The sequence below is a fragment of the Lentzea sp. NPDC005914 genome, from assembly GCF_040629405.1.
Lineage (GTDB): Bacteria > Actinomycetota > Actinomycetes > Mycobacteriales > Pseudonocardiaceae > Lentzea.
On sequence record NZ_JBEXVQ010000058.1, the window covers coordinates 1 to 12,579 of the forward strand.

Annotated in this window: 10 protein-coding genes; 1 reads left to right on the plus strand and 9 read right to left on the minus strand. The window is 69.4% G+C overall.

Annotated features, from left to right (window positions below):
- Nucleotides 1-347 (minus strand): helix-turn-helix domain-containing protein (locus tag ABZ345_RS44950; RefSeq protein ID WP_359861478.1); only part of this gene is annotated, 347 nt, incomplete at its 3' end.
- Between the two features lie 634 nt (nt 348-981).
- Between ABZ345_RS44950 and ABZ345_RS44955 the strand changes: the two genes are divergently transcribed.
- A complete protein-coding gene (locus ABZ345_RS44955) occupies nt 982-1,749 on the plus strand; it encodes a hypothetical protein (protein WP_359861480.1) in 768 nt (255 codons plus the stop codon).
- Nucleotides 1,750-1,798: 49 nt separating this feature from the next.
- Here the strand turns inward: ABZ345_RS44955 and ABZ345_RS44960 are convergent, their stop codons facing one another.
- Genes ABZ345_RS44960 through ABZ345_RS44995 form a run of 8 tightly spaced genes read right to left on the minus strand, consistent with a single transcriptional unit; the run spans nt 1,799 to nt 12,457 of the window.
- Nucleotides 1,799-3,688 (minus strand): hypothetical protein, encoded by a 1,890-nt coding sequence (locus ABZ345_RS44960; protein WP_359861482.1) that lies wholly within the window; start codon nt 3,686-3,688, stop codon nt 1,799-1,801.
- Between the two features lie 8 nt (nt 3,689-3,696).
- Complete coding sequence (locus tag ABZ345_RS44965) at nt 3,697-4,926, minus strand: cytochrome P450 (protein ID WP_359861483.1); 1,230 nt, start codon at nt 4,924-4,926, stop codon at nt 3,697-3,699.
- Complete coding sequence (locus ABZ345_RS44970) at nt 4,927-5,967, minus strand: methyltransferase (RefSeq protein ID WP_359861485.1); 1,041 nt, start codon at nt 5,965-5,967, stop codon at nt 4,927-4,929.
- A 22-nt stretch (nt 5,968-5,989) separates the two neighbouring features.
- The gene (locus ABZ345_RS44975) at nt 5,990-7,189 is read right to left on the minus strand and encodes a cytochrome P450 (protein ID WP_359861487.1); all 1,200 of its coding nucleotides are present in this window, start codon (nt 7,187-7,189) and stop codon (nt 5,990-5,992) included.
- On the minus strand, nt 7,186-8,985 hold the full coding sequence (locus ABZ345_RS44980) for a 1-deoxy-D-xylulose-5-phosphate synthase (protein ID WP_359861489.1): 1,800 nt from the start codon (nt 8,983-8,985) through the stop codon (nt 7,186-7,188). The genes ABZ345_RS44975 and ABZ345_RS44980 overlap by 4 nt, the downstream gene beginning before the upstream one ends.
- Nucleotides 8,975-9,973, minus strand: coding sequence for a polyprenyl synthetase family protein (locus ABZ345_RS44985; RefSeq protein ID WP_359861491.1), 999 nt, complete (start codon nt 9,971-9,973; stop codon nt 8,975-8,977). Before ABZ345_RS44985 ends, ABZ345_RS44980 begins: the two co-directional genes overlap by 11 nt.
- Nucleotides 9,974-10,021: 48 nt before the next feature.
- The gene (locus ABZ345_RS44990) at nt 10,022-10,477 is read right to left on the minus strand and encodes an enediyne antibiotic chromoprotein (RefSeq protein WP_359861493.1); all 456 of its coding nucleotides are present in this window, start codon (nt 10,475-10,477) and stop codon (nt 10,022-10,024) included.
- 33 nt (nt 10,478-10,510) lie between these two features.
- Complete coding sequence (locus ABZ345_RS44995) at nt 10,511-12,457, minus strand: KedN5 family methylcobalamin-dependent radical SAM C-methyltransferase (protein WP_359861495.1); 1,947 nt, start codon at nt 12,455-12,457, stop codon at nt 10,511-10,513.
- Nucleotides 12,458-12,579 lie beyond the last annotated feature (122 nt).

Below are 12,579 nucleotides of genomic sequence, written 5' to 3' on the forward strand. Positions count from 1 at the left end.
GTGATCCACACAGCCATCTCCCGGCTCGACCAGTGCGACAACCCAGTCTCCGCGGGCGGGCTCGTGCGGCTGGCCGCCAGAATCCGCGCCCGCACCGAACCAGGAACCTGCTCCCGCCCCGCGCCACGCGGCCGGTCCAGCAACCCACCCAGACCGTCGGCCACGTAACGCGACAACCACAGATCCACCGTCGGCCGCGACACCCCCGCCAACTCCGCGATCTCCTTCTTCGGCCGGTTCCCCGCCCGCCACAACACGATCCGCGCCCGCGTCGCGACCGTCGCCGCGACATCCGGGCTGTTCACCAGCGCCCGCAGCTCAGCCTGTTCATCGGCAGTCAGCTCCACCCCGACAGCCAACACCATCACCAGTCACACGCATGTAAAGCAAACAGAATCACAGAACACTAGTCGATCAGGTAGCGTGATCACACCTCATCGACCCTGTCCGTCAAAACGGGGCAACTCCAGGCCCACTTCTTGGCGACCAGGCGCCGATGCCACCGCAGCACGGTGCCCGGAGACACCAACCGGTGCTCTCGCAACCACGCAGGTAACCGCCGCGTCAACACGGCCAGCACCGCGCGATCAGCCCAATCCAACCTCGGACGCCGATTTCCACGACGCAACACCGCGACCGCATGCCGCAACACCAGCAACTCGACGTCCTTGGCCGCCGAGGACCGGCCGAGCAGGACCAGCCAGCTGGACAAAGACGAGGTACAGCAGTCGCAGCGCCACGCCCACGATCATGCCGCCCGAACGACAGTGCCCGACCACCGCAGCCCAGCGCATGTGTGCGGAGTTCTGGCACCCACAGGCCTGGACGAGCCGATCCGAACCCCGGCGCACCCTTGCCGCTGAGTTGCCGCAAACCACCGATTTCGCCAGGTCACGTGCTGACGAGTGTGGTCAGGGACCGGCAAGGCGGCGTGGGTAGCGTCCTCCGGTGGTTCGCAGTGCTCGAAAGCCGGAGGAATCAGTGACAGCTTCCGACCAACTCTCGGACGCCCCGCAGCAGCCCCGCCGCTTCACCGGGACCGTTCTGGCGCACGTGCGAACGTGCCGGCTCGACACGGCCTGCTACTTCGGCATGGTGGGACTGTCGGGTGCGTTGCTCGCGTCCGACGATCGGGTCGTCTGGCGACTCGCGCTCGCGTGGTTTGTCCCAGCGCTCGCGTCCATCGCGGCCCACCGGGCCGATGCGCTCGTCAACGGAGGCAAGGCGTGGTGGGCCCTGACAGTGCTCGCCCGCGGGGTGGCGACCATCGCCGCGTTCTGCGCGGGAACGTTGATCACGGCCGGGGTTCCGTTGTGGGACCTGATGATCCTGAGCCTGCTCTTCTGGCAGCAGGACGGCATGGCGCACCTCGTCGGCGCGGTCCGCGACGTCGATCGTGACCGGCGGCTGGGACACCTGACGTTTCCGGTGCGCTTCGGCGACACCGCGGCGCGGTGGCTGATGGTCGTCATGCTCGTGTGCTGGTTCGCGTCCGCGGCCTTCCAGCCCGCATCAATCCTGAGCAGGCCGTTCGCGTTGCCGGGATACCTCTTCTTCCTCGTCGTCGCGGGCGTTCTCGCCACCGTGGCGACGGTGATGCTGTTCCAGCAGCGGACGCGGGTCTACGACGTGCTGATGTTCGAACGTCCCGTGCTCGCGACGGCTGCCTTCGCGGCGTCGGGGCACACTGCACTCGGCCTGGTCCTGCTCGCCGTCACCGCAGCGGCCGTGGTGATCACCCGCGAGTAGGGGGCGATCACCCGCAAGTGGGGCCTCTGCCGCGGCAGAGGCCCCTCACTCACGCCGCGGTGAAGACCGGCAGGAAGTCCCGCAGACAGACGAACAAGCCCTGGCAGTACAGCGCGTTGTGCGCGACGCCGAGCTCGTCCATGTACGGGATCTTGCGGTCGTTCTTGTTCTCCAGCGACACGTGGACGGGAGCCGGGCCGTCGTGGCCGGTGAGGTCGAGGTCCGCGAGCAGTTCCGCGATGGCGGGTGGCAGGGTCATCGTGAACCGGTTGTCGTCGACGCGTTCGTACCGGACGTGTTCGAAGGTGTAGTCGGGGAACACGATCGGCTCCGCGTAGATGTGCGGCCGGGCCAACAAGTCCAGCTCGAACGCGGCCTGGGCGCCCTCGTCGGACCACCACGGCTGGGTCCGCACAAACGTGGCGAGCAGCTCGTCGAACTCCGCGCGGTGGGCACGCAGGACCATGTGCGCGACCATGCCGCTGTCGCGGAAGTCGTAGTTGCCGAGGGTCTTCACCGAGTCGGCGAAGTACTGGGTGACCGCCGAGTCGGGCCGGTTCTTGAAGTAGGTCACCGCGTTCGCGAACACCTCGCCGAACGACGCGAGGCCGGTGCGGTCCAGGTAGTTCAGCAGGTAGTACAGGCACCGCACGTTGTACAGCGAGTGCATGGCGTAGGCGAACCAGACGCCTTCCTCGTACTCCGGCACGCTCACCCAGTTCGTCGACGTCACGACGTCGGCTTCCGCGATCTCGCTCGGCACGCGGGCCGTCTGCACGCCGAAGACCTCGCGCTGCTTGTAGATCGGCGTGTTGTAGAGCAGCAGCTGTGGGTAGACGATGATCACGTCGGCGCGCAGCCGGCAGAGCTCGGTGATGCCCTGGCGGTAGGTGTCGAGGGTCTCGCCGGGCAACGGCCAGATCAGCTCGATGTTCGAGTTGATGTCCTTCTCCCGCAACGTGGTCTGCAGCGTGGTGTACGCCGAGAGCCTGATGTTGCTGCGCTGCACCATGTCCAGCGTGTGCGAGTCCATCGTCTGCAGCGAGATCGTCTGGCTCGTCACGAGGCCGCCCTTGACCAGGGTCTCGGTGATCTGCGCCATCCGGTCGGGCCGGTTCTTGGCCGCCGCCATGTCCACCCGGAACGGGTAGCCGTACTTCTCCTTGCACGCCACGATGAACTCGGTGAGCTCGACGTCGCGCGGGCTGATGCCCCAGTTCGCGTCCGCGATGAACAGCGCCTGGTACTGGTTCTGGCAGATCCACTCGATGTCCCGCCGGACGCGGTCCTCCTCGAACTTGTAGACCTTGTCGTTGGTGGCCGCTCCCCACGCGCAGAAGCCGCAGTTGTAGGGACATCCGCGGTTGGTCTCGAGGATCGCCGACACGTACTTGCCCGGCTCGAACACGCCGGTGGTGAACGGCGACGGCACCTCGTCGAGCGACTTGATCCGCTCGCTGCGCGGGGTGGTCACCAGGGTGCCGTCCCGCCAGAAGCTCACGCCGGGCACCTCGGTCATGTCGGGTTCACCGCCGACGACCTGCTGGAGATACGCCAGGAAGCTGCGCTCCCCCTCGCCGTTGCACACGACCACGTTCTCGCGGTGCGGTGCGACGTAGTCCTGCATGTGGTTCATCACTTGCGGGCCGCCCAGGATGAACTGGGCGTCCGGGAACCGCTCGTACAACCTCTCGAGCACCCAGCGCGTGATGCCCATGTTCCACAGGTAGCAGCTCACCGCGTAGACGTCGCTGGCCCGTTCGATCAGCTCCTCGGCGACCTCCGCGCGGTCGCTGGTCGCCTGCCGCGAGTAGATCTCGAACGTGCACCCGGCCGCGACGGCCGGATCCTGGGAGGCGTAGGCCTGCAGGTAACCGGTGGCGAGCGGCAGCACGCCCTCGTAGGCGGTCAGTTCGACGAACGTGACTGAAGTGGTCATGGTTTCCCTCACCAGGTCACGGGCAGCGCTTCGACGCTGTAGACGCTGCCCGTCGGGCGGAAGCGGATCTCCTCGAACGGCACGGCGAGCCGCAGTGACGGGAACCTCCGCAGCAACGCCGGGAAGCCGGCCCTCAGCTCCAGCCGCACCAGCGGCGCGCCGACGCAGTGGTGAACGCCGTGGCCGAACGCCACGTGCTGGTCGGCGTCACGGGTGATGTCGAACGTGTCGGCGTCGGGGTAGCGCTCGGGGTCGCGGTTGGCCGACGGCAGCGACACCAGCACGTAGTCGCCCGCACCGATGAGCGTGCCGCCGACGAGCACGTCCTCGGTCGCGGTGCGGATCAGTCCGCTGGGGACGATCGCCAGATAGCGCAGCATCTCCTCGACGGCCCGGTCGACGGCCTCCGGGTTGTCGCGGATCACGGCCGCCTGCTCGGGGTGCTGGATGAGCAGCAGCGCGCCTATGGCGAACATGTTCGCGGTGGTCTCGTGCCCCGCCGTCAGCAGCATGTTGCCGATCCCGACGAGCTCGTCGTCGGTCAGGTCGTCGCCGTGCTCGCGCACCAGCATGCCCAGCAGGTCGTCGCCGGGTTCGGCCCGCTGCCGCGCGACCAGTCCGGCCATGTACTCCTGCATCTCCAGGAACATGAGCATGCCCTGTTCGGGGTCCACGGCCATGTCGACCGCCGCCCGGCTGCGGCGCTGGAAGTCGGCGCGGTCGGTGTAGGGCACACCTAGCAGCTCGCACATCACCAGCGATGGCACGGGCACAGCGAACGCCTGCACCAGGTCGACCGGGCGTTCACCGGACTCCATCGCGTCGAGGTGGTCGGCGATGATCTGCTCGATCCGCGGCCGCAACCGATTCATCCGCTTCACCGTGAACTCGCCGGTCACCATGCGCCGCAACCGGGTGTGCTCCGGCGGGTCCATGCCGATGAACATCCCCGGCGGCATCGGCGGCTCCTCCACCTGCCCGCTCGGGTCCGGCGGCCGCAGCAGCGTGCCGGGTGCCAGCGCGTTGCTGAACCGCGGGTCGCTGAGCACGGCCCGGACGTCGCCGTGCCGGGTGACGAGCCACGCCTGGTCGCCGCTCGGCAGCGTGAACCGGCCGACCGGCTCCTCCACCCTGCGTCGCACGACCTCCGGCGAAGGGTCGAACGGACAGGACTCGGCGCGCTGGAAGGACAGCGGCACGGGCGGTGCCTCCGGCAACGCGTTGTCGGTCTGCGACATTCAGATGTCCTCTCCGGACTCTCGGTCCTTGACGACGTGCAGGATGCTCGCGCCGGTCTGGGCCTGGTTCCCGCTGATCCCGGTCAGTTTCAGTCCCGCGGCGGCGAAGAGGCCGGCGAACTCCGCCTCGGTCCGGATGGCGCCACCGCACGCGAGCGTGCAGAGGTCGCTCATCAGCGCGAGCGGGTCGGACGCCGTGTCCACGGGCATGACGAGGTCGACCACGAGAAGCCGGCTGTCGTCGCGCATGGCGGTGCGGCAGTTGCGCAGGATCTCGACGGAGTGCTCGTCCACCCAGTCGCTGAGCACGCCCTTGAGCACGTACACGTCACGCCCCGCTGGCAGCGGGTCGGCCAGGAAGTCCCCGGTCACCAGCGCGCAGCGGTCGGCCACACCGGCGTCGGCGAGCATGGCGGCCGTGTGCTCCAGTCCGGCCGCGCGGTCGAAGACCGTGCTGGTCAGACCGGGGTTCGCGGTGAGCAGCCCAGCGGTCAGGATGCCGTTGCCACCGCCGACGTCCACCACGTCGCGAACGCCGGCGAGGTCGAGCGCCGCGACGACTGCGGGCGCGTCCCGGCGCGCGGTCTCGATCACCCAGTGGTAGAGCGAGGCCTCGGCGTCGGGGTTCTCGGTCATCCACGCGTAGCTGGACGTGCCGAACACGTGCTCCACTGCGGGCTGACCGGTGCGGATCGTGTGGCCGAGACTGCCGCACGCGCTCCACGTCGGCTCGCTGCCCATCTCCCTGGCCAGGTGCTTCACCGAGTAGGGCACGTCCGCGCGCAGCAGCTCACCCGACGAGGTCAGCGCGTACCGATCTTCGTCGTCCACGTGCACGAGTCCGAAGTGGACGGCTCCGCGCAGCAGCCGGCGCAACGACGGTTCATGGCAGTCGAGGATCTTGGCCAGCTCGGGCGGTGTCGCGGGCGCCTCGGCCAGGCGGTCGGCGACGTCGAGCACCGCCATCGTGTGCACCACCTGAGCCGGGATGAACCCGAAGACCAGGTCCATCAACCGGGCGGCTTGCTCGCGAACGGTCATTCACTTCCTCCGAAATCCGTGCTCACCAGGTGACCGGCAGCGCGGTCAGGCCGCCGACCACCGGGTTGGGGTGCAACCGCAGCTGCTCCGGCGCGATGGCCAGGCGCAGCGCGGGAAACCTCTGGAACAGCCGGCCGAACACCGCACGCAGCTCGACGCGGGCCAGGCTGCGACCGACGCACACGTGCCTGCCGTGCCCGAACGCCAGGTGGGGGTTGGGGTGACGGGTGATGTCGAACCGGTCCGGCCCGTCGAACGCACGCGGGTCCTGGTTGGCGGCGATCACGTTGATCACCACGGCTTCGCCCGCGCGGATGGTCACGCCGCCGATCTCGATGTCCGCGCCCGCGTAGTGGGCGAGCGCCTCGCCGCCGGAGAGCCTGCGGCGCAGCACCTCCTCGACCGCGGAGGTCACCAGCGACTCGTCGCGCCGCAGCGCGTCGGCCTGGCCGGGGTGGAGCAGCAGCTGAAGCGCGCCCCACTCGATGACGACCACGGTCGTGGCGTGCCCGGCGAAGAGAACACCCGCGGCCATCGCCATCGCCTCGAACGACTTCAGCTCGCCGGACGCGCACGCCGTGGCCAGGTCGGACAGCACGTCGTCGGCGGGCTCGCTCGCTTTGCGGTCCAACAGCTCACCCATGTAGCCGTAGAGACTTTCCAGCGCGGCGCGGGAAGCCCGCCCGTCGACCGGGTCGGCGACCTGCTCCGACCAGCTCGTGAACCGCTCGCGGTCGGCGTACGGCACACCGAGCAGCTCGCAGATCACCAGCAGTGGCAACGGCCGCGCCAGGCGTTCGACGAGGTCGGCCGGCGGTCCCTGCTCGTCCATCACGTCGAGCAGATCGTCGACGAGCCCCTCGATGCGCGGCGCGAGTGCCGTCATCCGCTTGGCGGAGAAGGACTTCGACAGCAATGCCCGCATGGCGGCCTCGGCCTCGCGCTCCGCCTCGTAGTCCTCGTAGCCCCAGTCGCTGCCGTCGAGCAGTGCGGCGTTGGTGACCTTGGGCGCGTTCTTCGGGTCGGGGTGCGAGCGGGTCAGCCTCGGGTCGGCGAAGAGCTGTCGCGCCTCGGCGAACCGGGTGACCATCCACGCCTCGTCACCCGCCATCGTGCGGAACCGCGACACGGGACACTCGTCCTGCATCTTCCGCACCACGGGCGGGAGGTCGAGCACATCCGGCCGTTCGAAGGGACTTCTCGGCAGGCTCTCGGAGTTCATCGGATCGCTCCACTGGTCTCGGCATCGGTGAGCCACGGTGCCGGGGCGAGCAGCCGTGCGGCGACGTCCGCGGCGACGTCCTCCGGCGTGAGGCGGCAGTCGGCGAGCACCTGGGCGCGGGTGCCGTGGTCGAGGAAGCGCTGCGGGATGCCGAAGGTCAGCACCGGCGTGGTCACCCCGGCATCTCGCAGCTCCTGCGCCACGGCCGCGCCGAACCCACCGGTCCGCAGGCCGTCCTCCACGGTCGCGACGAGCCGGAACCGTTGCGACATGGTGACGAGCGCGGGGTTCACCGGCTTGAGCCAGCGCGGATCCACCACCGTGACACCGATCCCCCGCCGGTCGAGCAGCGCGGCGGCCGCCAGGCTCCTTTCGGCCATCGCACCCGCGGACAGCAGCAGGACGTCGTCGGCGGGATCCGGCCGCAGCACGTCCATCCCGGCGTAGCGGAACGCCGCGGGCACCTCGCGGACGACCTCGCCCTTCGGGAAGCGGACTGCGCTCGGACCGTCCACACGGGACACCGCGGTGCGCAGCGCGGCCCGCAACGTCACGGCGTCGCGGGGTGCCGCGATCGCCAGGCCTGGCACGAGGTGCAGCAGGGACAGGTCCCACATGCCGTTGTGCGACGGGCCGTCGTCGCCGGTCACGCCCGCGCGGTCGAGGACGAACACCACCGGGTGCCCGTGCAGCGCCACGTCCATCAGCGCCTGGTCGAGCGCGCGCGTGAAGAACGTCGAGTAGAGGGCCACCACGGGCCGCAGTCCCGCCGCGGCCAGGCCCGCCGCCGACGTCACCGCGTGCTGCTCGGCGATACCCGCGTCGACCAGCCGGCCAGGGAACCGCCCGGCGAACGCCGAGAGACCGGTCGGGCCGCACATCGCCGCGGTGATCGCCACGACGTCCGTGCGCTCGAGCCCCAGCCGGACCATCTCGTCGCTGAAGACCGACGTCCACGACGTGCCGTTGCGCGCGAGGGGAAGCCCGGTCGCGGGGTCCATCGGCCGGACCGCGTGGAACCGGTCGGCCTCGTCGTTCTCGGCGTGGTGGTAGCCGTGTCCCTTCCGGGTCACGCAGTGCACGACCGTCGGCCTCGAAAGCACCGCAGCGGTGCGCAGCGCCTCCTCGACTGCCTCGACGTCGTGCCCATCGATCGGACCGGTGTACCGCAGTCCGAGGGACTCGAACACCGTTCCCGCGTCGCGGTCGCGCAGGTGCCCGGCCAGTCCGCCGACCGTCGGCGAGTAGGCGCGCCCGTTGTCGTTCAGCACCACGACGAGACCGGGCGGCTGCTCCCCCGCGATCGCGTTGAGCGCCTCCCAGGCCATGCCGCCGCCCAGCGCGCCGTCGCCGATCACCGCCACCACCCGGCGACCGGTGACACCGGCCAGCGCGAAGCCCTTGGCGATGCCGTACGCGTGAGAGAGCGCGGTGGAGGCGTGCGAGTTCTCGACGACGTCGTGCGGTGACTCCGCGCGCGACGGGTATCCCGAGAGTCCGCCGCGCTGCCGCAGGCCGCCGAAGTCGCGCCAGCGCCCGGTCAGTGCTTTGTGGACATACGCCTGGTGCCCGGTGTCCCACACGATCTTGTCGTGCGGCGAGTCGAACACGCGGTGCAGCGCGATCGTCAGCTCGACCACGCCGAGGCTCGGCCCGAGGTGGCCGCCGGTCCGCGAGACCTGCTCGACCAGGAGGTCGCGGATCTCCGCCGCCAGGTCGCCCAGCTCGGCGCGGGTGAGCCCGCGCAAGTCCGCCGGCCGCGCCACGCGGCGCAGCAGTCGCCTCTCAGCGGTCACGGTCGATCGCCGCCTCCGCGAAGCCGCGCAGCCGCTCCCGGCTGATGGTGGGCGGCAGGGCGTCCAGCGCACCGAGCGCGCTCCTGACGTACCGCTGCGCGACCTTCGCCGCGGCGGTGACCGCGCCAGTCCGGTCCAGGATGGCGGCGAGGATCTCGCGGCGCGGTTCCGGATCGCCCTCCCCCACCAGCACCTCCTTGATGGCCAGGCGATCGCTCTCGTCCGCCGCCGCATGCGCCAGCAGCACGGGCAGCGTGAGACGGCCGTTGCGGATGTCGCTGGTTCCCGGCTTGCCGGTGGTCTCCGAGGTCCAGGTGTAGGCCAGCAGGTCGTCGTGGATCTGGAAGGCGACGCCCAGGTTCTCCGCGTACATCCCCAGCGCACCGACCATCTCCTCGGCACCGCCCGCGAGCAGGGCGCCGCACTCGCAGGCGGCCCTGAAGAACGCCGCGGTCTTCAGCCGCACCATCGTGAGGTAGGCGTCGACGTCGAAGTCCATGTGCCTGCACAGCTCGGCTTCCAGGCTCTGGCCGCGGCACAGGTCGATGCCGCACCGCGAGACGACCTCGAGCGCCAGGACGATCCGCTCGGGCGACGCCCCGGTGAGGCGGCACTCGGCGAGCGCGGCGAACAGGTCGAAGATCAACGCATCGCCCGCGACGATCGCGTTGTCCACGCCGTACTGGTGCTGTACCGAGGGACGGCCGCGCCGCAGGTCGTCGCCGTCGATGATGTCGTCGTGCACCAGGCTCGCGACGTGGCCGCACTCGGCGCCGAGCGCGGCGGGGAGCACGACCTCGACGTCGCCGCCGACGGCCCGTGCGGACTCGAGAAGCAGGATCGGGCGGAACAGCTTGCCCGCCGGCACGAGCGCGTGGGCGCACATGGCGTCGAGCAGGCTTCCGCCCGATCCCCAGCGCTCACCGAGCCGCACCGCGACCTCGCCGACGAGCGCGGCGAGCTCATCCGCGTGCACTTGACCGCGCATCGCATTCCTCCTGGGTGGCAAGGACAGTTCGGTGCGGCTCGGTGTCACTCACCGAGCGCTGGGCGTGAAGGAGATCGGCGCCGGGCCCGCGAACACCTCGGGCGTGGCGAGACTGCCCGCGAGAACGCCGCACCCCGGCGCCACCGTGCAGTCGACGTGGCCGGCGGGCGCGCCGGTGATCGGGTTCACGCCGTCGAACTGGGCGCGAACCGTGAGAGCCGCGGAGAAACCGCCGTCGGAGTCGGTCGTCGTCTGGGCGTTGTCCGGGAAGTTGCAGCTGATCTTGGCCGGGTCCTCGGGCACGTTGCACTGCACCGCGGCGACCGCGTCACCCGCTGGGAAACCGCTGCCCGTCACGGTCACGGACTGACCGTCGCTCAAGCCGGTCGACGGTGTGACGGAGAGGGCGGGCGCCGCGGCGAATGCCGGTGTGCTCCCCACCAGTGCCCCGCTCATGATCAGCACCGCCGCCACGCGCGCGATTCCCTGCCTGCCGAACATCATCAAACTTCTTTCCCTCCGCTCGAAAGAACGAACTCACACAACGGTTTCGGCGTTGTCGCCGAGCAGCTGCCGCTCGAGGCGGCCCATGTAGTAGACGATCTCCTCGTGGTTGGTGGACGGCAGGAAGTGGTTCGCGCCGACCTTGTAGTAGAGGGAGCGGACCACCTCCCGGACGGCGTGGTCGAACGGTTCGCCGCGGCGCAGGGCGAGCACCAGCGCGGGGACGTCGCAGCCGAGCCGGACGTCGTGCCACACGTAGAAGTTCTCGCCGTTGACCTCGACCTGCGGGAGCCGTTCGCTCGCGTATTCGGCCGACATCGGCCGTCCCGGCGTCGTGTAGGCGGGGAGCGTCAGCAGGTCGTAGTCGAACACCGCGTCCAGCAGGGCGCGGTGCTCCCGCGGCATCGCGGGGGAGATCACCTCGCGCCACCACCGGCGCAGCACGTCCTTGCCCTCGTCGGTGCCGTAGACGTGCGCCAGCACGGGCGCGAGCACGTCCGAGTCGGTGAACGAGTTGATCATGCCGGTGCGGAACGGCTCGACGCCGGGGTCCTGGTCGTTCTCGAACCACTCCATCAACGAGCGGATGAGCTCGGACTGGGTCATCCCGCCCAGCTCGCGGACCGGTCCCCACATGTGCCGGAAGACCGGGTTCTCGGCGACGAGGCGGGACACGAAGATGAACCGGTGCATGTACTGGTTGTCGCGCGGTGACATCGTGTCGTGCGACAGCAGGTACTCGAAGTCGTCCGTGTTGCCCCGGACGGTGACCAGTCCGAACTTCTCCTTCTCCTGGTGGTACGTGGTGTTCGGCAGGATCAGCATCGGGTAGACCGCGACCCTGGACACGTGGTTGGCGAGGCGGTCGTAGCCCTTCATGAACGACTCGACGGTCTCGCCCGGCGCACCCCAGATCAGCTCGGCGTAGCAGTCGAGGCCCTCCTTGCCGAGCCACTCGGCGAGGCTCTCCCACTCGTTGACCTTCATGTTGCGCCGGTTCATGAGGTCGAGCGTGTTCTCGTCGAGCGTCTGCAGCGCCAGGGTGAACGAGCTGTGCAGGCCGGCTTCCTTCATGGACCGCACGATCTGGTAGAAGACCTTGGACTTGTTCTTCGCCCACGAAGTCTCGATGCTGCGCGGGAAACCGTACGTCTCCCGCATCTCGATGACGTCCTCGACGAACTCCAGGTCGATCGGCATCATCCCGAAGTTCGCGTCGCACAGGACGAGCGTGTGCACCTTGTGCCGCGCGAAGATCTCGATCTCGTTGCGCAACCGTTCCCGCGAGAACGCGCGGACCCGCTGCCCGACAGCGCCGCCCCAGTAGCAGAACGAGCACTTGTACGGGCAGCCGCGGTTGGTCTCCAGCAGTGCGACGTCGTAGGGGAACTCGCCGCGTTCGTTCGTCATCGGGATGGCACCGGTGAGGAACGGCGACGCGATCAGGTCGAGGTCCTCGATCCGGGCGCGATCGTCCGTGGTCACCACCTCGCCCGCCGCGTCCCGGAACGAGATCCCGTCGATGGCGTGCAGCGTGCGCGCCGTCTCCCCGTTCAGCCGGGCGAGCAGCAGGTCGCTGAACGTGAACTCGCCCTCGCCGTTGACGATCACGTCGACGAACGGGTGCATCCCGAAGACCCGCTCCGCCTGGTGCGAGACGTGGTTGCCGCCGAAGATCACCCAGCCGTCGGGGTTGAGCTGCTTGAAGGTCTCGGCGAGCGCGGCGAACTCCCGGTAGTTCCAGCCGAGCACGGAGAACGCGAGCACGTCCGGCGCACCGTCGTGGAACAGGTCGTTGGCCATGCCGAAGAGCGTCGCTCCGCCGTCGAAGTTGCGAATCTGGATGTCGGCCTCGGCCGCGATCCGCTCGTCCTGCAACGCGGTCGCCATCAGGTAGCCGGAAGCCAGTGGCATCGACTCGAGATGCATGGCCCAGACTCCCTGCTGTACCAGCCGAACCCGCAGTGGTCGGTGCGCCATCGAGAGTTCCCCTCAGTGCTGGTCGTCGATCAAGGCCGACGCTACGGCCGGTTCATGCAGCCGCACTCGCAATCGGGCTGCAGCGTGTGTCCTTTGTGGTCATTGCTGTGATCTGCTGTTAT